Origin of the sequence: Serratia sp. LS-1 (genome assembly GCF_003719595.1) — a bacterium.
Lineage (GTDB): Bacteria > Pseudomonadota > Gammaproteobacteria > Enterobacterales > Enterobacteriaceae > Serratia > Serratia ureilytica.
The window spans coordinates 819,051-839,738 of record NZ_CP033504.1 but is presented as its reverse complement, the minus strand read 5'-3'; the positions used below and the strand labels follow the sequence as shown (position 1 = coordinate 839,738).

Here is a 20,688-nt window from a genome sequence, read left to right as displayed (position 1 = left end):
CGGCGCTCAGCGCTGATCCAGCGGTACGAAGGCTCGCGCTTCCGGCCCGGTATAGTTGGCGGACGGGCGAATGATTTTGTTGTCCTGCCGTTGCTCGATGATGTGCGCCGACCAGCCGCTGACGCGCGCCATGACGAACAGCGGCGTGAACATTTCGGTGGGCACCCCCAGTTGGTGGTAAGACACCGCCGAGAACCAGTCGAGGTTGGGGAACATGTTTTTGGTGTCGCGCATTACGCTTTCCAGCCGGTCGGCGATGTCATACAGCTTCATCGCACCCGCTTCCTGCGACAGGCGCAGCGCGATCTCTTTGATCACCTGATGGCGCGGATCGGAGACGGTATACACCGGGTGCCCGAAGCCGATCACCACCTCTTTGTTGTCGATGCGGCGGCGAATGTCGGCTTCCGCTTCGTCCGGCGTTTCATAGCGTTGCTGGATCTCCAGCGACACCTCGTTGGCGCCGCCGTGCTTCGGCCCGCGCAGCGCGCCAATGGCGCCGACGATCGCCGAATAGAGATCGGATCCGGTGCCGGCGATCACCCGGCCGGCGAAGGTCGAGGCGTTGAACTCATGCTCGGCGTACAGGATCAATGATGCGTGCATCGCCTGCTCCCAGCTGGCGGAAGGCGCTGCGCCGTGCAGCAGGTGCAGGAAGTGGCCGCCGATGGAATCGTCGTCGGTCTCCGGCTGAATGCGCTCGCCGTTGTGGCTGTAGTGATACCAGTAGAGCAGCATCGATCCCAACGACGCCAGCAGCCGGTCGGCGATGTCGCGCGCGCCGGCCGCGCCGTGCTGCTCTTTTTCCGGCAGCGTGCAGCCGAGGGCCGAAACGCCGGTGCGCATCACGTCCATCGGGTGAGACGCCGCCGGCAGCGCCTCCAGCACCGTGCGCACGCTGGCGGGCAGGCCGCGCAGCGCTTTGAGCCGCTGCTTGTAGGCATGAAGTTCGTCGCGGTTGGGCAACTTGCCGTGGATCAGCAGATGGGCGACCTCTTCAAACTCGCAGTGGCGCGCGAGGTCGAGAATGTCGTAACCGCGGTAGTGCAGATCGTTGCCGCTGCGCCCTACGGAACACAGCGCGGTATTCCCGGCGGGCACGCCGGATAACGCCACGGATTTTTTCGGCTTAACGCCAGTCGGGCTTTGCGGGGGGATCGCTTGGCTCATACTGTCCTCATTTGGCTTCTGCGTGAATGGCGCCTATTCGTCGCGTTGGCGAGCGAACAGAGCGTCGAGTTTCTCTTCGAACAAATAGTAGTTGATGCTTTCATACAGCTCGTTGCGGGTCTGCATGGTGTCGATGACGTTTTTCTGCGTGCCCTCTTCGCGCAGGGCGCGGTACACCCGCTCCGCCGCCCGATTCATCGCCCGGAAGGCCGACAGCGGATACAGCGCCATATCCACCCGGGCGCTGCGCAGCTCCTCGGTAGTGAACAGCGGCGTCGCGCCGAATTCGGTGATGTTGGCGAGGATCGGCACCTGCGTCGCTTCGGCGAAGCGGCGGTACATGCCCAGCTCGGTAATCGCTTCCGGGAACAGCATGTCGGCCCCGGCCGCCACGTAAGCCTGAGCGCGCTCGATGGCCGCCTCCAGCCCCTCCACCGCCAGCGCATCGGTGCGCGCCATGATCACGAAGTCCGGATCGCTGCGCGCATCTACCGCCGCCTTGATGCGATCCACCATCTCTTCGGTGGAGACGATGGCCTTATTGGGCCGATGGCCGCAGCGCTTGGCGCCGACCTGATCTTCGATATGCAGCGCCGCCGCCCCGGCCTTGCTCACCGAGCGCACCGTGCGGGCGACGTTGAACGCCGATGCGCCGAAACCGCTGTCGACATCCACCAGCAGCGGCAGCGGGCAGACATCGGTGATGCGGCGAATATCGGTCAACACATCGTCCAGCGTCGAAATACCCAGGTCCGGCAGCCCCAGCGAACCGGCCGCCACGCCGCCGCCGGAAAGATAGATGGCCTGGAACCCCGCCCGCTGGGCCAGCAGGGCATGGTTGGCGTTGATCGCGCCGGCGATTTGCAGGGGTTTTTCTTTACTCAGGGCCTGACGAAAGGCGAGCCCGGGTGAGCGCAGCGTCATGTCGTTCTCTCCGATTAGCTAGATGGAACAGACAGAGCAAGAGGCGGGCCAGGTTGCACTTTGGCGAGGAAAAAATTAAAAGCGATAAAAATAAGTGAGTTATAAAATTCGCATCGCCATTGGGCAGACCAAGCGATAAAAAACGTTTCAGTTAACGTTTCAATCTCGGTTTCAGTCGGCATATTTGAAACATGACTGAAACAAGGCTACACCTAATGCAGCCACTTCCATTCGGTAACCCACCATGAGCGATCACATCACGCCGTCCCGCACGCCGGACAAACCGGTGATCTGGACCGTCTCCATCACCCGCCTGTTCGATCTGTTCCGGGATATCAGCCTCGAGTTCGACCACCTGGCGACCATCACCCCGATCCATCTCGGCTTCGAGGAGGCGGTGCAGCATATCCGCGCTCGCCTGGCTAGCGAGCCTTGCGACGCCATCATCGCCGCCGGCTCCAACGGCGCTTACCTGAAAAGCCGCCTGTCGGTGCCGGTCATTTTGGTCAAGCCCGGCGGCTTCGATCTGCTGCAGGCGCTGAGCCAGGCGCGCAGAACCGCCGATCGGATCGGCGTCATCACCTACAAAACGCCCCTGCCCGCGCTGCTGGAGTTCCAACAAACCTTCGATCTGCCGCTGGAGCAGCGCAGTTACGTCACCGAAGAGGACGCGCGCGGCCAGATCGCCGAGCTGAAAGCCGCCGGCATTCAGGCGGTGGTCGGCGCCGGCCTCATCAGCGATCTGGCGGAAGAGGCCGGGCTCACCGCCATTTTTCTCTATTCCGCCGCCACCCTGCGCGCCGCCTTCAGCGACGCGCTGGACGTGACGCGCCTGATGCTGGGCGGCGCCAAACGCGGCGGCGACTACGCCGCGCGCGATACCCTGCAGCCGCGCTATGGGCTGAGCGATTTACAGGGCGATTCCCCGCAGATGGAACAGACCCGGCGCACCATCATGCTGTACGCCCGCTCGCCGGCGGCGGTGTTGATCGAAGGCGAAACCGGCACCGGCAAAGAGCTGGCGGCGCAGGCGATCCACCGCGAATACTTTTCCCGGCGCGGCGCGCCGTCCAGGGGCGCGACACCGCCGTTCGTCGCCATCAACTGCGGCGCCATCGCCGAATCGCTGCTGGAGGCGGAGCTGTTCGGCTATGAAGAAGGCGCCTTCACCGGTTCACGGCGCGGCGGCCGACGCGGGCTGCTGGAAACCGCCAACGGCGGCACCCTGTTTCTGGATGAGATCGGCGAAATGCCGCTGCACCTGCAAACCCGGCTGCTGCGGGCGCTGGAAGAAAAAACCATCACTCGGGTCGGCGGGCAACAGCCGGTAAAGGTCGACTTTCGCGTCATCAGCGCCACCCACACCCGCCTGGAGCAGGCGATTCAACAGGGCGATTTTCGCGCCGATCTGTTTTACCGCCTGAGCGCCCTGCGGCTGCAGCTGCCGCCACTGCGGGCGCGCGGCGACGATATCGCGATGCTGGCGGAACACTTTCTGAAACAGTCGCTGGCGGCGCTCGACGTGCCGCTGACAGAGCCGCTGCGCGCCGCCCTGGCCGGGTGTTACGCCGCGCTGGGTCATTACGCCTGGCCCGGTAACCTGCGCGAGCTGCGCAACATGATGGAGCGGGTGGCGCTGATGCTGAGCACCGGCGTCGCGCCGAGCGGCGAGACCCTGCAGTGGCTGCTGCCGGAGCTGGCGACGGTCTCGCCGCCCGATCCGCCGGCGGCGCCCATCTCCGCCCACGAAGCCCTGGCGCGGTGCGGAGGCGACCACGCCGCCGCCGCCCGGTTGCTCGGGATCAGCCGCACCACTTTATGGCGCCGGCTGAAAAAACCGAACTGAGCATCAGCCGGCGCGCCGGCCGTCCGAGGCCGGCAGCAGTCGCGCTCGCCGCTCGCCCAGCAGGTTCATGCCCGCCGCCGCCAGCAGGATGATCGCCGTCCCCAGCAGTTGCCATGCCGACAGCCGGTGGCCAAACGCCAGGCGATCCACCAGCATGGCGGCGATCGGGTAGATGAACGACAGCGAGCCGATCAGGTGAGTCGGCAGCTTCTGCAACGCGCCGTACATCAGCACGTACATCAGGCCGGTATGCAACACGCCGAGCGTCGCCAGCATCCCCCACTGCCCCACGCTGGCCGACGCATGAAAATCCACCAGCGGCAGCAGCATCACCGCCCCCACCGTTACCTGGATCAGCGCAATAAGATGGGGCGGCGTGCCCTTCAGCCGCTTGGCCGCCAGCGCCATCAGGGCGTAGAAAAACGCCGCGCCGAGCGCCAGCGCGATGCCCGCCAGATAATGGCTCTGCTCCCCCGCCTGCCGCGGCTGTGCCAGCACCACCAGCATCATGCCGCCGAACGCCAGCCCCAGCCACAGCAGCTTGCGGGCGGTCAGCCGTTCCCCCAGAAACAGCGCCCCCAGCCCCACCAGCATAAACGGCTGGGTGTTATACACCGCGGTGGCGATGGAGATAGAGGCATAGGAATAGGCGGCGAACAGCAGCAGCCAGTTGATCACCAGCGCGACGCCGCCGGCGATCGCCAGCAGCAGCGTGGCGCGCGTCAGCGCATCGCGGCGCAGCTGGCCCAGCGCGCCGCACACCGCCAGCAGCACCAGCGCCCCCACCGCGCAGCGCCAAAACACCACGTTGACCACCGGCTGGCCGGACATCAGCACAAACCAGCCGATGGAGCCGGAAATCAGCATCGCCGCCGCCATCTCCAGCGAGCCGCGTTTTATCTCTGCATTCATTCTGCGTTCCTCAAAGCTTGCCCAGAGACATAGCTTGCGGCTTCGCAGGGCGGCTTTCCATAGCATAAAAAAGGCAGATATGCTTAACTGCCTTTTTATCGCAGCTACAATCAAGAAAACACCTAACGGAGGCGTTATGGATGATATCGATCGCCAAATCCTGACCATTCTGGCGGAAGATGCGCGCGCATCGTTGAAGACGCTGAGCGCGCAGGTGGGCCTGTCGTCGCCGAGCACGTCGGAAAGACTGCGGCGGCTGGAGGAAAGCGGCGTGATCCAGGGCTATACCCTGAACGTCAATCTGCAGGCGGTGGGTTACGCCTTTCAGTCGCTGGTGCGCATCAAGCCGCTGCCGGGCATGCTGAAGAAGGTCGAACAGCTGATTCAGGCGATCCCGGAAGTGGTCGAATGCGATAAGGTGACCGGCGAAGACTGCTTTATCGTGCGGCTGGTGGCGCACTCGATGGAACAGCTCGACCACACCCTCGATCGGCTGGCCGAGCACGCGCAGAGCAACACCTCGATCGTGAAAACCACGCCGGTCAAGCGCCGCCTGCCGCCGCTGCTCTGATCAACGCCGCCGTTTGCGGGCGAACGGGTTGCCGCGCTTCTTCTCTTTTTTAGCCGCGTCGGCGGCGGATTTCAGCGCCGCCAGATGCGCCTTGTCGGCCTCCGGCACCGCGCGCTGCTCAATCGGGAACACCGGCAACGACGCCAACAGCCGCGAACCGTAGTTTTTGGTCAACAGCCGGCGATCGTAGATCACGATCTCGCCGTAACATTGGTTGCTGCGGATCAGGCGGCCGACCTGCTGGATCAGGTTGAACGAGGCGCTCGGCAGGCTCTGCACTTCGAACGGATAACGCTTCAGCGATTTCAGCCACTCGCCTTCGGTGATGATCACCGGGCTGTCGATCGGCGGGAACGCGATTTTGTGAATATGCACCTGGGTCAGCAGTTCGCCTTTCAGATCCAGCCCTTCGGCGAACGATTGCAGCCCCACCAGCACGCTGGCGACGCCCTTCTCCACCCGCTTGCGGTGCTCTTCCACCAGCCGGTAGCGCGGCTGGTCGCCCTGCACCAGCAGCATCAGCCGCAGATCGGTCACGTAGCTGAGGAAAGTCTGCATCGCCCGGTGGCTGCTGAACAGGATCAGCATGCCTTTGTGCTTGCCGCTCGCCTGCTCGGCGCGGAAAAACCGCGCCATTTCCTCAAGGTGCTCCGCCTCATTGGCGAGCGCCGGTTCGTAGCGCATCTGCGGAATGACAATCTTGCCCTGTTCGACGTGATTGAACGGCGATGAGAGCGTTTCGAAGCGATCGCCGGCCTTCTCGCTCAGCCCGCTCATCTCTTGCAAACGCGCGAAGCTGTTCAGTGAACGCAGCGTGGCCGAGGTGACCACCACGTGCGGCACCTTGCGCCACAGCAGCTTTTCCAGCTGATCGCTGACGCGAATGCCGACGCAGTGCAAATACAGATGGGTGACGTTATCGCGCAGTTCGCGCGTGACCCATTTGGAGATCGGCGCGTTGGACGACTTGTCGAGCGCCGCCAGCCGCCACAGCTTGCTCATCGCCTCCAGATAGCCCAGCGTGCGGCTCATCTGAATGATCGAGCGGTGCAGACGCATGATGTCGTGCTTGCCGGTCTGTTCGGTAAGATCGTTAAGCACGAACTCCGCCAGCCCGCGCAGCGCATCGGTCAGTTTAAACAGCCGCGCGCAGCTCTCCACCATCTCCGCGGGCAGCTCGCCCATTTCAAAACGGTGCTCGGCCGCCACGCTGTCGCCGGGCAGATAGGCGCTGACCTGATGCTCGAAGATCTGCACCAGCTCACGCAGCTCCTCGCAATGGTTCTTCAGCCGTTCGCTGTTGGCCAGCCCCGGCGGATTCTTCGGCCGGTACTGCGTCATGCACTGCTCGACCTGACGGACGATCATGTCCAGCTGCAGGTTGGTCGACAGCGCGGTGATTTCCCCGTCGATCTCCAGCGCATCGCGCGCCACCTCCGGCAAATGGTGGCCTTCGTCCAGCACCAGCAGCAATTCTTTCGGGTTCGGCAGCACCGATTCCGTCTCCAGCGCCGCCATCACCAGCGCGTGGTTGGCCACCACCACGTCGGCGCTCTCGATCTCTTTGCGGGCGATATAAAACGGGCATTCGCGAATGTAATGGCAGTTGCGCCCCAGGCAGTTGGCCTTGTCGGTGCTCAGCTTGGCCCACAGCGGATCGTCGATGCTCTGCTGATAGTGATCGCGCAGCCCGTCCCACTCGAAACGGGCCAACGCCTTGGTCAGTTTCTGGCACAGCGCCTGCTCTTCGCCGCTGGACGGCGCCAGCTCGTCGTCGAGGAACAGCGTCAGATCGCCCTGTTGGCTAACGTCGGTGCTCATCGCCGCCAGGTTGCGCGGGCAGACGTAACGCCCGCGGCCAAAGGCGCCGGTAAATTTCAGATCGGGGATAATCTTCTTCAGCAGCGGCAAATCTTTGCTGTAGATCTGATCCTGCAGCGCCACGTTGGCGGTGCTGACCACCAGCGGCTTGCTCTCCGCCCGCCCGACGGCGATGCCCGGGATCAGGTAAGACAGCGTTTTGCCGACGCCGGTCGGCGCCTCGATCGCCAGATGGCGCGGGTAGTCGCCGGCCAGCGTCTTCGCCACTTCGGCGATCATCTGGCGCTGGGGCGCGCGGGAAATAAAATCCGGTATTTGCTGCTGCAGGGCTTTGTACCACTGGCCAATCTGATCTTTAACTGCGGAGGAGAGCGCCATTCAACTCTTATCTAAACGAAATGATGGCGCTATTGTCCCACAGACCGCCGGCGACGTCAGCCCGAGTTACGCCTGCGGATCGATCATTGAGGCGCGCCCGCCGCCGAACGACCACTCGTCCAACTGGGTGGTGGCGATCACCACCATCACATCCTCGGGGTTCAGCCGCAGGTTCTCCGCCAGCAGCGTCGCCAACCGCCGGTAAAAACGCCGCTTGGTGTCGCTGTCGCGCGGCCGCCCGGCGGTGATGTAAAACAGCACGAAATCCGCGCTGCGCGGCCCGCCGAGATAGTCGCGATCGTAGATAAGCTCGCCGGGGCGGTATTGATCGATCGCCTGAAACCTGTCCGTCGGCGGCACCTCGAAGGCCTCCACCAGCGCCTGATGCAGGCTGTCGGACAAGGTTTGCAGATAGTCGGCGGACTTGCCCTGATGCAGGGCGATGCGGCTAAACGGCATGGGGCGCCTCCGGTTCCAGCTCGCGCAGGCGCGCCACGGCCGACGCCGCCGCGGGCCAGCCGGCGTAGAACGCCAGGTGGGTGATGAGCTCAGCCAGCTGCTGATGCGCCACGCCGTTGCGCTGAGCCAGTTGCAGGTGAAACGGCAGCTGTTCCACGCGGTTAAGCGCCACCAGCGCGGCGACGGTGATCAGGCTGCGTTCGCGCGGGCTCAGCGCCGGCCGCTGCCAAACATCGTCAAACAAGACGCTGTCGCTGAGCTGCGCCAGCTTGGGGGCGATATCGCCGAACGCCTGTTGCCCGGCCTGGGATTTTGATGGCATCACACTCTCCTGTCAGTTGCGGATAGCCTTACGCTACCCGCCAGCGAGGCGAGTGAAAATCGGGATTTTCGGCAGTCTCGGTTCAGAAAAACGGGAGGGTTCCCCGCCGGGCGGCGGGGCGATGTCACGGTTCCAGCGGGGCAACGCCGTCGAAATGGGCGCTCAGCAGCACATTCAGCTCCGGCCGCTGTTCCACCCGTTCGGCAATGGCGTACAGTCGCGGGCAGTGTTGCCGGAACCACGCGCGGCCCGGCCGCCAGTTGCACATCACCGCCACGTACAGATCCAGCGCGCTGAAGCTCTTGCCGAGAAACCACGGGCCAGACGCTCCTGCGGCGGCGTTCAACTGCCGCAATAAACGCTCGCGATAATCCATCACTGCGTTTTTCAGCTGTTCCGCCCCTTCCGTTTTCGGCTGCCAGCGCTGCGGATGGTCGGCATAGGTGAAAGTGGGATAAATCTCCGCGTTGATGAACAACAGCCAGCGCAAAAAGCGCGGCAACAGCGGCGAGCCGCCGGGCGGCGCCAATTCGGCGTGCGGCGCGCGATCGTGCAGCAGCAGGATAATCGCCGCGCTCTCCGTCATCACTTCGTCATCAGGCAGCACCAGAGTGGGGACCTGACCGAGCGGGTTCAACGCCAACAGGCGATCCCGCTCCGGGCCCTCCTGGGTGTAATCCACTTCCTCGTAGCCCCAGGGGAACGCGGTCAGCACCAACGCGGCGGCCACGATGGTCGAGCCACACCCCTGCGTACCGAACAATGTATAAGTATCGTGCATGATTCCTCCGGAAACCGATCAGGCTATCGGTAACTGTAGACCAGCCGCCGACCGTCGGTTGCAGAAAAAATTCACCCTTTGCGCGACTTTTTTAATCGTTCGACATGAAAATGAATTTTTTGTCATAAATAGATCACATTACTACGGTAAAAATTCTCCGCCGCCAACAACCGGACGGCACAGTAAAGCAGCAATGCAACTGATGATAGCGTCTTTTAATCGAATAAAGCAGGGTAACCCATGAAACGTAATCTTCTGGCCGTTATTATTCCGGCACTTTTACTTGCGCAAGCGGCACAGGCAGCAGAAATCTACAATAAAGACGGCAACAAACTCGATTTTTACGGTCGTGTGAAAGCCCTGCATTATTTCTCCGATGATGCCGGCAACGATGGCGATAAAACCTACGTCCGTATCGGCTTTAAAGGCGCGACTCAGATTAACGATATGCTGACCGGTTACGGCCAGTGGGAATATCAGATCGCCGCTAACCATTCTGAATCCGACGGCACCAAAGACACTAAAACGCGTCTGGGCTTCGCCGGTCTGAAATATAAAGACCTTGGTTCTTTCGACTACGGTCGCAACTACGGCATTATTTACGACGTCGGCGCCTGGACGGATATGCTGCCTGAATTCGGCGACGACGCGTACGTCAAAACCGACAACTTCATGAACGGCCGCACCAACGGCGTCGCCACCTACCGCAATAACAACTTCTTCGGTCTGGTCGACGGCCTGAAATTCGCCGTCCAGTATCAGGGCAAGAACGAAAACGACGGCCGCTCCGCCAGCAAGGCTAACGGCGACGGCTGGGGTCTTTCCTCCAGCTATGAAATCATCGACGGCCTGAGCGTGGGCGCCGCCTATGCCTCTTCCAACCGCACCGCCAGTCAGAAAGCGGGCACCTTCGGTAAAGGCGACAAGGCCGATATCTGGGCCGCCGGTCTGAAGTATGACAACAACGATGTCTACCTGGCCGCGACCTACTCGGAAAGCCGCAACATCGCGCCAATTTCCGGCACCGCCACCATCAATAACCGCTCCACTTCCGTCAGCGGCTTCGCCAATAAAGCCGAAGGCCTGGAACTGGTTGCGCAATATCAGTTCGACTTCGGTCTGCGTCCATCGCTGGGCTACGTTCAGCAGAAGGGCAAAGATATTGAAGGCATCGGCGATACCGACCTGGTGAAATATATCGACGTCGGCGCGTACTACTATTTCAACAAGAACATGTCGACCTATGTGGATTATAAAATCAACCAGCTCGACAGCAATAATAAGCTGGGTCTGAAAGACGACAACGTGATTGCCGTCGCCCTGACCTATCAGTTCTGATGTGATGAATGAATAACCACCACTGCAAACTTTAGCGTCACTTGATACCCAGAGTTTTATTTCGCCGGGCGGCTGCGTCCGGCTTTTTTGTTTTTATTTTCCCCGCCGGCGAATGCCCCCGCTTGCCTTGCCAAACAAACGGGTCTACATGTATAGCTTTCCCCCGAGCGGAATCAGCCATGCATAACGACGGTCGGTTTAACTATCACAACGCCGTGCGCTACAGCAGCGACGAACTGGCGAACATCCTCAACCACTGTTTTGAAAACTACATCGTGCGTTTCGTCCTCGACGGGCCGACCTTCGCCGCCCGCTTCGGCGCCGAAGATCTCAGCCTGAACGACAGCCTGATCGTCACCCATCGCAATGAACCGGTGGCGGTGGCGCTGATCGCCCGCCGCGGCCGGCACAGCCGGATCGCGGCCTTTTCCGTACGCCCCGAGATGCGCGGCCAGGGGCTGGGTAAGGCGCTGATGCAGCGGGTAGTAGCGGATGCCCGTCAGCGCGGCGATCATCGGCTGTCGCTGGAAGTGATCGAAGGCAACGACGCCGCGCTGGCGCTGTACCACCGCGCCGGGCTGCGCATCGTGCGCACCCTGACCGGCCATCAGGCGCCGGCGGCCGTGCCGCCAGGCAATGCGGTGCTGCAGGCGGTCGATCCGCTTACCGTCAGCCATCGCCTGACGGCGGAAGGCGCCACCGACCTGCCCTGGCTGATCGCCCCCGAATCGCTGTTCAAACTGCCGGGCAAACCGCGCGCTTATACCCTCGAACGCCAAGCCTACGCCGTGGTGATGCCCGGCGCCGAGCACTGCTGGCTGCGCCTGATCTACGTGCCGCCGCAGCATCGCGGCCAGGGGCATGCCCGCGCCTTGCTGGCCGCTCTGCAAGCGCAGTTCGCCCCTTTGCCGCTGACCGCCAACGTTTTTGTGCCCGAGGTGGCCGCCCCCTTCTTTACGCATCTTGGCTGGCGGCAGGATCCCCTGCGTCAGTTCGAGATGGATATGCTGCTGGACAGTCCACAATAAAAAAGAGAGATAACAATGGCAGGAAAACAGGTACGCACACTCACCCTCGGCGCGGCGATGGGCGTCGCGCTGCTGGCCTTGACCGGTTGCGCGCAGCCGCCGCACGCCGACGCGCAGGCCCAGCAGCGGTTGGCGGATCAATCGGTGCTGGCGGTCAACTGGTTCCAACAGTCCGGCGAATACCAGGCGCTGGCGCATCAGGCGTTCAACAGCGCGCAGCGCGCCTTCGATCAGGCCAGGGCCGCGCCAGGCCGTAAAAAGGCGGTGGTGGTCGATCTGGATGAAACCATGCTGGATAACAGCGCCTACTCCGGCTGGCAGGCGCAGCAGGGCAGACCGTACGACGGCGCCACCTGGGCCAAATGGACGCAGGCCGAACAGGCCGCCGCGGTACCGGGCGCGGTGTCGTTCGCCCGCTACGTTAACACCCATCAGGGGACGATGTTCTACGTGTCGAACCGCAAGCAGAGCGACTACGCCGCCACGGTGGCCAACATGCAGAAGCTCGGTTTCACCGGCCTGTCGGAAAAAACCGTGCTGCTCAGCACCGACACCGCCAATAAGCAGGCGCGCTTCGACGCCATCAAACAAGCCGGCTATGACATCGTGGTGTACGCAGGCGACAACCTGAACGACTTCGGCGCCGCGACTTACCATAAGGACAATGCGCAGCGCCGGGCGTTCGTCAGCGAGAACCAGGGCAAGTTCGGCACCGAATTCATCGTGCTGCCCAACCCGCTGTACGGCGACTGGGAAAGCGGCCTGGCTCGCGACTACAACAAGCTGACGCCGCAACAGAAGCTGCAGGTGCGCCAGCAGGCGATCAAGGCCTGGCGCGGGCGCTAACCCTCACAGCAGTTTGTACATATAGCAGGTGGCCTCCAACGCCCCGCCGTCGCTGGCGCGGGCGTATTGCGGGATGTCGCCCGCCGCCTCGAACCCCAATTGACGGTACAGCCCCTGCGCCGCGCTGCCGCTCAGGGTATCCAGCACCAACAGGCTGCGGCGATGACGCGCCGCCAGCGCCTGCACTTCCTGCATCAACAGCCGGGCGACGCCCTGCCGCCGCGCCTGCGGGTGCACCATCAGCTTGACCACTTCCGCCCGGTGGCGGCCGTTGTCCGGCATCGCCAACAGCAGCTGCACGGTGCCGACCGGCCGGCCGTTCGCGAGCGCCACCAGCATCGCACGCTCTCTCCGCGCGATGGCCGGCAGCACCCCCTGCCAAAACGCCTGCGCCTGCGTCAGCGTAAAGGGCATGACAAAACCGATGCTGGCGCCGTGCGCCACGCTGGCGTGCAGCATTTCGGCCAATTCGGCAATGGCGCTTTGCGCCGCGCCGGCGTCCCACTGTTGCAATTCAATCATGGCTATGGCCTGCAAATAACGAGGGTGTAATGGGCCGGCTCATCGCCGGGGACATGGAAACGGGAGGCGCCGAACAGGCGGTAGCGCAGGCAGTCGCCGGATGATAACCGGAAAACGCGCCCTTCCAGCGTCAACTCCAGCTGCCCGGACAGCAGCCAGAGATGGTGCTCCAGCGCCGGAATCGACGGCAGGTCGTAATCGATCTGCGCGCCGGCATCAAGCCGGGCTTCGATAAATTCAGCCTTATACAACGCAGCGGGGGGAGAAACAGAGCGACGGTGAAAACCGCTGGCGCGATCGACCCACACCGGTTGCTGCTGCGGCCGCAACAGCTCCGGCGGCTCGTCTTCGATCTCGCTCAGCAGGCGCGACATGGTCAACCCATAGGCGGCGCACAGCCGGTTCAGCAACGACGCCGTCGGGCTGGTCTCGGCGCGCTCCACCCGCGAGAGCGTCGCCCGGCTAAGGCCAGTGCGCTGCGCCAGCTCCTCCAGCGACCACGCCCGTTGCTGGCGCAAATCCGCCAGCCGCTGCGCCAACCTCAGGTCGGCATTGTCCAGACCGTTATCCATCGTTCACACTCCGCTTGAAAATCCCATATAAGAGAAATAATCTCAAATTAGAGATATGGCAAGCGAATTTTAAAAAATGCCGCGCAGCGCGATAAATATCAGCAGGCTCAGCAACACCACCGCCAGCATGTTGCGCAGAAAGAACGCCAATATCACCGCAAACACCGCCCCCCACAGGTAAGGGTTATCCGGCGCGGCGCGCAGCTGGTCGCCGCTGAAGGCGATAATCGGCCCGCAAATGGCCGTCAGCACCGCCGGCACGGAAAAGCTCAGCAGGGTTTTGACGCGCGGCGATAACCGCAGTGGCAATCCCGGCGCCAAAAAGCCGTAGCGGTTGAAGAACACCACCAGCCCCATCAAGACTATCGTCAGCCAGATCATCGGCGCCCCCCGCTGCACAGCAGCCCGACCAGCATCGCCGCCACGGTGGCGATCACCAGTGCGCCCGGCGTCTGGAAATAGTGCAACACAATGGAAAGCAGCAGCGCGGTCAGCACGCAGGCCAACACCGGCAGGCTGCGCACCAGCGGCACCACGATGGCGATAAAGGTGGCGGCGATGGAAAAATCCAGCCCATAACCGTCCAGATCCCCGGCGCTGCCGGCGGCTACGATGCCGAGCAGCGTGGAGAGAAACCAGCACAGGTAAAAGGTCAGCCCGGCGCCCAGCGCATACCAGCGGTCGAAACGCGCCGGCGCCTGTTCGCCGGTCAGCGCAAACAGTTCATCGGTGAGCAAGAATCCCAGGGCCAGCCGCCAGCGTAACGGCAGCGGCGCAATGCGCTCCCGCAGCCGCAGCGCATAGAGAAAATGCTGGGCGGTGACGAAAAAGGTCGACAGCAGGATCGCCAGCAGCCCGGCGCCGCCCTTGATCATGCCCATCGCCACCAGCTGCGCCGCCCCGGCGAACACGATAGCCGACATGCCCAGCCCTTGCGCCGGCGTCAGGCCGCTTTGCAGGGCCATCGAGCCCGCCAGTACGCCCCACGGTACCACCGCCAGGCACAGCGGCAAGATCGCCACCCCACCCTGCAGCGCGGGGCGCAGGCGGGCAGACGGCGGCGTGATGAGGGGGATTGAATCAGTCATGGGCTTCTCCTTCGGTTGAAGAAGCCAGCTTACGGCGCAGGCGCACACGGGTATTGCACCCGATTGCCCGGTTATTTCAGCGATTTGACGTAGTCGCCCGGCGTGATGCCCATCGACTTGCGAAAATGGCGGTGGAAATGGCTTTGATCGTGAAAACCGCAGCTCAGCGCGCTGTCCAGCACGCTGCTGCCGGCCTTCAGCATGCCGCGCGCTTTACGCAGCCGCGCCTGAATTTGATAGGCGTGCGGCGGCAGACCGGTGGCCTGCTGAAACTGCCGCAGCAGGTAATAAGGGCTGAGCGCCACTCGCTCCGCCAGCTCCAGCAGCGAAATGTCCGCCTCGGGGAAATCGTCGAGAAAGGCTTTCACCCGCGCCACCTGGCTTTGCGCCCGGCTCTGCGGCGTGGGATCGATGCGGCTTTTGCCGTGCCGCAGCATCAGCCAGGTCAGCGCCGAGAACACCATGGTCTCTTTCATCAGCCGGTTCTCATCGCTGCGCAGCAGGCTGAACGCCATCCGCAGCTGGCCGGCCAGGCCGACGTCGTGCACCACCGGGTTGGGGAAATAAGGCGTCGCGCCGGCGCCGGTTTTCAGATCGCGCGACAAAAACGCCAGCAGCTCCGGCGTCGGGTACATCGCCTGATACGACCATCCCTCTTCGGTGGCGGAGCTGCCGGTGTGGATGTCGTCGGCGTTGACCAGAATGATGCTGCCCAGCGGCGCCACGTGTTCGCCACCGGTGCGGTAGAAACGCTGGGCGCCGTCGTCGATGACGCCCACGCAGAAGCCTTCATGGCTGTGTCGCGAGAAGGTTTGGCGGCGGTAGGTGGCCTGCAGCACTTCCAGCCCGCCGAGATCGTCGACGTGCATGAAATGGGCCTGTTCCCGGGATGCTTTGCGCGCTGCGCCTTCCACCTTCATCTTGCCTACCTCCGCTGAATGAGCGCCATTCTAGCATTCGCGCGAGGGCGGGGTTTGTACAAAATTGCCCGTCTCGGCGGCCGGCGGCGCGATCGCGGCGCAGCGCCAGGCGCTGAATACCGCCAGCAGCGGCGCCAGCGCGAACGCCAGGAACAGCCAACGCGCCGCCGATGCCGCGCCCGCCGCGCCGCCCGGATCGTTCAGCCCCGCCAGGTTGGCGATCATCCCCGCCAGCGCCGCGCCGAATGCGGTGGCGAACAGCTGCACCGTGGTGATCGAGGCGCCGGCGATGTCTTTGTCCGCTTCAGGCGCCACCTGCAAAATGCGCGTCAGCAGATGCGGCCAGCCGAAGCCGATGCCGAATCCCACCAGCGACAACGCGATGACGATCGGGGTCAGCGCCTGCCAGTGACCGTCGGAGGGCGTCGGCATCAGGATCGCCAGCGCCAGCAGGCCCACCAGCACGAACAGCGGCCCGCTGACGATCGCCCGGCGAATGCCCGCCCCGCGCCAGCCGGAGCTGAGGATTTCGGACAACGTCCAGCCGGCGGCCATGGTCGCGGCGATATAGCCGGAGATCAGCGGCGACTGGCCGTGCAGCAACTGCAGGAAATAGGGCACGAAGATTTCGCTGGTCATGCCGATCACCAGCAACGACACCGTAATATAGAGCGCCGCCAACGATGAGCCGCGCCGCAGCGCACCGTGCGGCAACAGGCGCGCGAGCGCGCGCGCCTCGCGCTTCATCAGCCAGGCCATCAGCGCCAGCGAAAGCGCGATGCCCGCCAGGTTGATCCAGACGCTGTGCGCCAGGCTGCCGGCGGACACCACCAGCACCGCCACGGTCAGCAACAGCAGCTGCGCGGTCGGCAGCGGCGCGGCCGCCTGCTGCGCCTGGCCCTTGGGCAGGATCAGGAAGGTAAACGCGGCGTACAGCGCCATGATCGGCAGCAGAATGCCGAAGGCCCAACGCCAGGCGTGCAACTCGGCGAAAATGCCGCCTACCGCCGGGCCGACCAGCGTGGCGATGCCCCACATCGCCGAGATAAGCGCCATGGCGCGCGGCCACAATCGCTGCTCGAACACCAGATTGATCATCGCGTAGGAGAGCGCAAAGATCAGCCCGCCGCCGAACCCCTGCACCGTGCGGCCGATCAGCATCACCGGCATGCTCGGCGCCAGCGCGCACAGCCCCGCTCCGGCGATGAAAAACAGCGAAGCGACCAGATAGGCGTTGCGCGCGCCGTAGCCGCTGAGCAAGCGGGCCGACAGCGCGGAGCCAAGGATCGACGCCACCACGAACAGCGTGGTGTTCCAGGCATAGAGATCCAGACCGCCAATATCCTGCACCACCGAGGGCAGAATGGTGGTGGCGACCAGAATATTGATGGCATGCAGCGCCACGCCAAGCGAGAGCGCGATCGCACTGGCCGCATTTTTGCCAGAGAAAAGGTCGCTCCAGCGGCTATCGTCATGGGTTATCACGGTTGTTGTCCTGTTTTCAGAGGAATGGCATTGAGTTGGTCATGAGATTGCGTTAAATTTAACAAGAGTTATCTTGGAATAAGTTAGGGCGAGGCGGAGAAATATGTCAAGAATAAACTTGGAAAATGGCGGCAGCACCGCACAATCGGTCAGTGACCGCTTGCTGACGCTATTGAAGACCCGCGGCCCGCAGCAAGCCTCAGACGCAGGAAAAGTGCTCGGCACCACCGGTGAAGCGGCCCGCCAGCAGTTCGTCAAGCTGGCGAAAGAGGGGCTGGTCGAAGCGATCGCGGAAACGCGCGGCGTGGGCCGCCCGGTGCAGCTGTGGCATTTGACTGCCGCCGGTAACGCACGCTTTCCGGACACCCATGCGGATCTGACGGTGCAGCTGCTGCGCACCGTGCGTGACAAGCTGGGTGAACAGGCGATCGACCTGCTGATCGAGACCCGTGAGCAGGAAAACCGCATCAACTACAAGCAGGCGATGATCGGCGCCACCGATCTGCGCGAACGCGTGGCGCGTCTCACCGAGATCCGCTGCCGCGAAGGGTATATGGCCGAATGGCGTCAGGAGGAAGACGGCGCCTATCTGCTGGTGGAAAACCACTGCCCGATCTGCGCCGCCGCCACCGTCTGCCAGGGCTTCTGCCGCGCTGAGCTGAGCATCTTCACCGAAGTGCTGCAGGCGCAGGTGGAGCGCGCCGAACACATTCTGGCCGGCTCTCGCCGCTGCGCCTACCGGATTTCTCTCTTGTAACACCGGTTTTTGCCCGCGTTTTCAACCGGTACAGATTATTCTGCTTGTGCACCCCGCACCTTCCCTTCTAAGGTTGAATTATCGAATATTCAGGCAAACAACGGGCCCCGCGCCCGTTCTGACACCTCCGTCGGCGCGCTGCGCACGGCGGCAGAGTAACCCCACGGGAGTTGAACGATGAAGAAGCCGCATGCCGGATTCTGGCTGGCGACGCTGGGGCTGGGCGTCTGCTGGCTGCTGGCGCTGCTGACTCGCGATCGGCTCAACGGCATACTGCTGGCCGGTGCGGCGCTGGCGCTGATCTTTACCCCCGCCGCCCGCCGCAAGGGCGCCGCCCTGGCCGCCTTGGGCGGCATCGGCATGGATGGTCTATGGAGCTACAGCGGCGTGCTGCATTACAGCGGGCAACACGGCCTGCCGCTCTGGAGCATCGCGCTGTGGATCGGCTTCGGCTGCTGGTGGTATTGGCTGTTGGACGTGGTCAGAGCGGCGCCCTGGCCGCTGGCGGTATTGGGCGCCGCCCTCGGCCCCTTCGCCTACGCCGTGTCCTGGAAACTGGACGCCCTGCTGCCCGGCGTGCCGCCGGAGTTCATGCTGCTGCTGCTGGCCATCGGCTGGTCGATTTATCTGCCGGCCGTCAGTTGGCGGCAGTGGAAACAGCAAGGCCATTGAACGGCTTTCGGCCGCCGGAAAAATAATGCCGCAGGCCATTGCTTATCGGTTGCCCGATCGGGTTTACTGAGCGTTCTAATAATAATCATTCCCGCAAAATACAATCCTATGCTTAGCCAACAAAGCCGTAGCGTCCTGCCGTTGATCGGGGCGTTGTTCACGTTATATATCGTTTGGGGTTCCACCTATTTCGTCATTCGTCTGGGCGTCGAACAGTGGCCGCCGCTGATGATGGCCGGGATTCGCTTTCTGATAGCCGGCATCGTACTGTTCAGTTTCCTGGCCTGGCGCGGCCACGCGCTGCCGACGCCGAAGCAATGGCTGGCCGCCGGCGCCATCGGCATTCTGCTGCTGGCGGTGGGCAACGGCCTGGTGACGGTGGCGGAACACCAACACGTGCCGTCCGGCATCGCGGCGGTGATGGTAGCGACGGTGCCGCTGTTCACCCTCTGCTTCAGCCTGCTGTGGGGCATGCGCAACACCAAGCTGGAATGGGCCGGCATCGCGCTCGGGTTGGTGGGCATCGTGCTGCTTAATACCGGCAACAACCTGGTGGGCAATCCGACCGGCGCGCTGCTGATTTTGCTGGCGTCGGCCAGCTGGGCCTTCGGATCGGTGTTGGGATCGCGCATCTCGCTGCCGGCCGGGCCGATGGCCGGCGCGGCGGAGATGCTGGTCGCCGGCGTGGTGTTATTGGCAGCCAGCCAGCTGAGCGGCGAGCGCCTCGTTCAGATGCCGAGCACCGGCGGCTTTCTGGCGCTGGGCTATCTGATCGTCTTCGGTTCGATGCTGGCGATCAGCGCCTATATGTTCTTATTGAAGAACGTGCGCCCGGCGGTCGCCACCAGCTATGCCTACGTCAACCCGGTGGTGGCGGTGCTGCTCGGCATCAGTTTTGCCGGTGAATCGCTGGCGCCGCGCGAGTGGCTGGCGCTGGTGATCATCGTGGCGGCGGTGGTGCTGGTGACGCTGGGAAAATACCTGTTCGCCCGCCCGGCCAACGTACAGGCCATCGACTGCGAACGGCGGTGATCACAAAGGGCGGTCTGCGGGCCGCCGTTAAAAACGATTCTTGTTTCACCCGGCGAAGGGGCTATAATTCCCGCTGTTCCAAGCAACCTGCGAAATTATTCCTATGCTGAAAAAAGCGTTCGTCATCGTCATCGCCCTGTGCGCCTTCGGTTCTCTGGGCGGCGTATTCCTCGCCGGGCTGAACATCTACACCCGTTCCACCACCCCGCACGAAGAAAGCGCGCCTTCCGGGGATACCGCCGCCACGCCGGCGCAAACCGAAACCCTTCAGGCCAAGTGATCGTCCATCCAACGCTGGCAGCGCTGCTGTAAAAAGCGCTGCAGCTGCCTGACGCGTTCCGACACCTGCGAACGATGCGGGCAGACCAGATTGATCGGCACCGCGTCGCTGCGCCATTCCGGCAACAGTTGCACCAGCCGCCCGGCGTGAATGTCGGCCGCCACGTCGATCGCCGACTTGCGCACCACGCCGTGCCCCGCCAGCGCCCAGCGCCGCGCCACCTCGCCGTCATCGGTAAAATAGCTGCCGTTCAGCGGCACTTCGACCCCCTCCTCACCGCGCCACAGCCGCCATTCCACCTGCCGTTTGCCGCTGGGCTGATACACCAGAATGCTGTGCCGAACCAGATCGGCCGGCGTTTGCGGCGCGCCGTGACGCCGCAGGTAATCCGGGCTGGCGCAGATCAACCGCCGATGCTGCGGCAAGATCGGCAGCGCCACCAGCGAAGAGTCGGCCAGCGGCCCGAAGCGCAACGCCACATCCACCGGTTCGCGGAACAGGTCGGCCTGCCGATCGTTGATCAGAAGCTGCAGTTGAATATGCGGATGCTGCAGGCGGAACTCATCCAGCCAGCAGAGCAGCAAATTGCGGCCAAAATCCGACGGCGCGGAAATCTGCAGCACCCCGGACAGCCCCTGATGCTTCTCGCGGATCGCCTGCTCTCCTTCGGCTAACGCGCCCAGCGCCAGGCGCGCGCTGTCGAGATAGCGAGCCCCCTCCTCCGTCAACCTCAGGCTGCGGGTGGAACGCACCAGCAGCCGCGCGCCCAACTGCTGCTCCAGCCTTTTCACCGCAATGCTGGCCGCCGCCGGCGTCATATCCAGCGCGCGCGCCGCGGCGGAAAAACTGCCGCCGTCCACCGTGCGGACAAACACCTCGAGATCGACAAATGAGGTCATGTATTTCCCTTCTTAGAGAGCCGGATTCACGGCGTATCGGATTGACGATAAAACGCCCAATTGTT

General features: G+C 63.3%; 23 protein-coding genes. 9 read left to right on the top strand and 14 right to left on the bottom strand.

The window, feature by feature from the left end; translation table 11 throughout:
- Window positions 1-6: 6 nt before the first annotated feature.
- Together prpC and prpB are read right to left on the bottom strand one after the other, a co-directional pair.
- Window positions 7-1,170 carry a 2-methylcitrate synthase gene (prpC, locus tag EDY99_RS04140; protein ID WP_089194445.1) on the bottom strand — a complete coding sequence of 388 codons (1,164 nt, stop codon included), beginning with the start codon at window positions 1,168-1,170 and terminating at the stop codon, window positions 7-9.
- A gap of 33 nt (window positions 1,171-1,203) precedes the next feature.
- Complete coding sequence (gene prpB, locus EDY99_RS04135; protein ID WP_043137053.1) at window positions 1,204-2,094, bottom strand: methylisocitrate lyase; 891 nt, start codon at window positions 2,092-2,094, stop codon at window positions 1,204-1,206.
- Window positions 2,095-2,338: 244 nt separating this feature from the next.
- Between prpB and prpR the strand changes: the two genes are divergently transcribed.
- Window positions 2,339-3,940 (top strand): propionate catabolism operon regulatory protein PrpR, encoded by a 1,602-nt coding sequence (gene prpR, locus EDY99_RS04130; RefSeq protein WP_123061486.1) that lies wholly within the window; start codon window positions 2,339-2,341, stop codon window positions 3,938-3,940.
- A 3-nt stretch (window positions 3,941-3,943) separates the two neighbouring features.
- Here prpR and EDY99_RS04125 read toward each other — a convergent pair whose 3' ends face one another.
- A complete protein-coding gene (locus tag EDY99_RS04125) occupies window positions 3,944-4,852 on the bottom strand; it encodes a DMT family transporter (protein ID WP_033642373.1) in 909 nt (302 codons plus the stop codon).
- A gap of 136 nt (window positions 4,853-4,988) precedes the next feature.
- Here EDY99_RS04125 and EDY99_RS04120 point away from each other — a divergent pair, with 136 nt between their 5' ends.
- Window positions 4,989-5,423 (top strand): Lrp/AsnC family transcriptional regulator, encoded by a 435-nt coding sequence (locus tag EDY99_RS04120; RefSeq protein ID WP_042783967.1) that lies wholly within the window; start codon window positions 4,989-4,991, stop codon window positions 5,421-5,423.
- On the opposite strand, the gene dinG is transcribed toward EDY99_RS04120, so the two are convergent.
- The 4 genes from dinG to EDY99_RS04100 form a co-directional block, all read right to left on the bottom strand.
- Window positions 5,424-7,622: an ATP-dependent DNA helicase DinG gene (dinG, locus tag EDY99_RS04115; RefSeq protein WP_033642371.1), complete on the bottom strand. Its 2,199-nt coding sequence runs from the start codon at window positions 7,620-7,622 to the stop codon at window positions 5,424-5,426.
- Window positions 7,623-7,688: 66 nt separating this feature from the next.
- Window positions 7,689-8,081 (bottom strand): tautomerase family protein, encoded by a 393-nt coding sequence (locus EDY99_RS04110; protein WP_123061485.1) that lies wholly within the window; start codon window positions 8,079-8,081, stop codon window positions 7,689-7,691.
- Window positions 8,071-8,403 carry a carboxymuconolactone decarboxylase family protein gene (locus EDY99_RS04105; protein WP_033640942.1) on the bottom strand — a complete coding sequence of 111 codons (333 nt, stop codon included), beginning with the start codon at window positions 8,401-8,403 and terminating at the stop codon, window positions 8,071-8,073. The genes EDY99_RS04110 and EDY99_RS04105 overlap by 11 nt, the downstream gene beginning before the upstream one ends.
- A gap of 124 nt (window positions 8,404-8,527) precedes the next feature.
- Window positions 8,528-9,184 (bottom strand): glutathione S-transferase family protein, encoded by a 657-nt coding sequence (locus EDY99_RS04100; protein WP_033642370.1) that lies wholly within the window; start codon window positions 9,182-9,184, stop codon window positions 8,528-8,530.
- A gap of 240 nt (window positions 9,185-9,424) precedes the next feature.
- Here EDY99_RS04100 and ompC point away from each other — a divergent pair, with 240 nt between their 5' ends.
- The 3 genes from ompC to EDY99_RS04085 all read left to right on the top strand — a co-directional run bounded on the left by ompC (window position 9,425) and on the right by EDY99_RS04085 (window position 12,396).
- Window positions 9,425-10,522, top strand: a complete 1,098-nt coding sequence (gene ompC / locus EDY99_RS04095) for a porin OmpC (RefSeq protein ID WP_033637639.1) — start codon at window positions 9,425-9,427, stop codon at window positions 10,520-10,522.
- Window positions 10,523-10,701: 179 nt separating this feature from the next.
- Window positions 10,702-11,550 (top strand): GNAT family N-acetyltransferase, encoded by an 849-nt coding sequence (locus tag EDY99_RS04090; RefSeq protein WP_123061484.1) that lies wholly within the window; start codon window positions 10,702-10,704, stop codon window positions 11,548-11,550.
- A 15-nt stretch (window positions 11,551-11,565) separates the two neighbouring features.
- Window positions 11,566-12,396, top strand: a complete 831-nt coding sequence (locus tag EDY99_RS04085; protein WP_123061483.1) for a 5'-nucleotidase, lipoprotein e(P4) family — start codon at window positions 11,566-11,568, stop codon at window positions 12,394-12,396.
- A gap of 3 nt (window positions 12,397-12,399) precedes the next feature.
- Here EDY99_RS04085 and EDY99_RS04080 read toward each other — a convergent pair whose 3' ends face one another.
- The 6 genes from EDY99_RS04080 to EDY99_RS04055 form a co-directional block, all read right to left on the bottom strand.
- Entirely contained in the window at window positions 12,400-12,918 is a 519-nt protein-coding gene (locus EDY99_RS04080; protein WP_089194439.1) for a GNAT family N-acetyltransferase, read from the bottom strand.
- Between the two features lie 2 nt (window positions 12,919-12,920).
- Window positions 12,921-13,490: a helix-turn-helix domain-containing protein gene (locus tag EDY99_RS04075; RefSeq protein WP_033642366.1), complete on the bottom strand. Its 570-nt coding sequence runs from the start codon at window positions 13,488-13,490 to the stop codon at window positions 12,921-12,923.
- Window positions 13,491-13,559: 69 nt separating this feature from the next.
- Window positions 13,560-13,871 (bottom strand): AzlD domain-containing protein, encoded by a 312-nt coding sequence (locus EDY99_RS04070; protein WP_123061482.1) that lies wholly within the window; start codon window positions 13,869-13,871, stop codon window positions 13,560-13,562.
- Window positions 13,868-14,578: an AzlC family ABC transporter permease gene (locus tag EDY99_RS04065; protein WP_087762164.1), complete on the bottom strand. Its 711-nt coding sequence runs from the start codon at window positions 14,576-14,578 to the stop codon at window positions 13,868-13,870. Before EDY99_RS04065 ends, EDY99_RS04070 begins: the two co-directional genes overlap by 4 nt.
- 71 nt (window positions 14,579-14,649) lie before the next feature.
- Complete coding sequence (locus tag EDY99_RS04060) at window positions 14,650-15,498, bottom strand: AraC family transcriptional regulator (RefSeq protein WP_049200955.1); 849 nt, start codon at window positions 15,496-15,498, stop codon at window positions 14,650-14,652.
- A gap of 30 nt (window positions 15,499-15,528) precedes the next feature.
- Window positions 15,529-16,983 carry an MFS transporter gene (locus tag EDY99_RS04055; RefSeq protein ID WP_123061481.1) on the bottom strand — a complete coding sequence of 485 codons (1,455 nt, stop codon included), beginning with the start codon at window positions 16,981-16,983 and terminating at the stop codon, window positions 15,529-15,531.
- 103 nt (window positions 16,984-17,086) lie between these two features.
- Here EDY99_RS04055 and EDY99_RS04050 point away from each other — a divergent pair, with 103 nt between their 5' ends.
- The 4 genes from EDY99_RS04050 to EDY99_RS24480 all read left to right on the top strand — a co-directional run bounded on the left by EDY99_RS04050 (window position 17,087) and on the right by EDY99_RS24480 (window position 19,724).
- The gene (locus tag EDY99_RS04050) at window positions 17,087-17,740 is read left to right on the top strand and encodes a metalloregulator ArsR/SmtB family transcription factor (RefSeq protein WP_033642364.1); all 654 of its coding nucleotides are present in this window, start codon (window positions 17,087-17,089) and stop codon (window positions 17,738-17,740) included.
- Window positions 17,741-17,917: 177 nt separating this feature from the next.
- Window positions 17,918-18,412 (top strand): DUF2878 domain-containing protein, encoded by a 495-nt coding sequence (locus EDY99_RS04045; protein ID WP_123061480.1) that lies wholly within the window; start codon window positions 17,918-17,920, stop codon window positions 18,410-18,412.
- Between the two features lie 108 nt (window positions 18,413-18,520).
- Window positions 18,521-19,444 carry a drug/metabolite exporter YedA gene (yedA, locus tag EDY99_RS04040; RefSeq protein ID WP_122137158.1) on the top strand — a complete coding sequence of 308 codons (924 nt, stop codon included), beginning with the start codon at window positions 18,521-18,523 and terminating at the stop codon, window positions 19,442-19,444.
- Window positions 19,445-19,547: 103 nt separating this feature from the next.
- Entirely contained in the window at window positions 19,548-19,724 is a 177-nt protein-coding gene (locus EDY99_RS24480) for a hypothetical protein (RefSeq protein WP_162997235.1), read from the top strand.
- On the opposite strand, the gene EDY99_RS04035 is transcribed toward EDY99_RS24480, so the two are convergent.
- Window positions 19,712-20,623: a LysR family transcriptional regulator gene (locus EDY99_RS04035; protein ID WP_033642361.1), complete on the bottom strand. Its 912-nt coding sequence runs from the start codon at window positions 20,621-20,623 to the stop codon at window positions 19,712-19,714. The two genes, EDY99_RS24480 and EDY99_RS04035, sit on opposite strands and share 13 nt — an antisense overlap.
- Window positions 20,624-20,688: the final 65 nt, after the last annotated feature.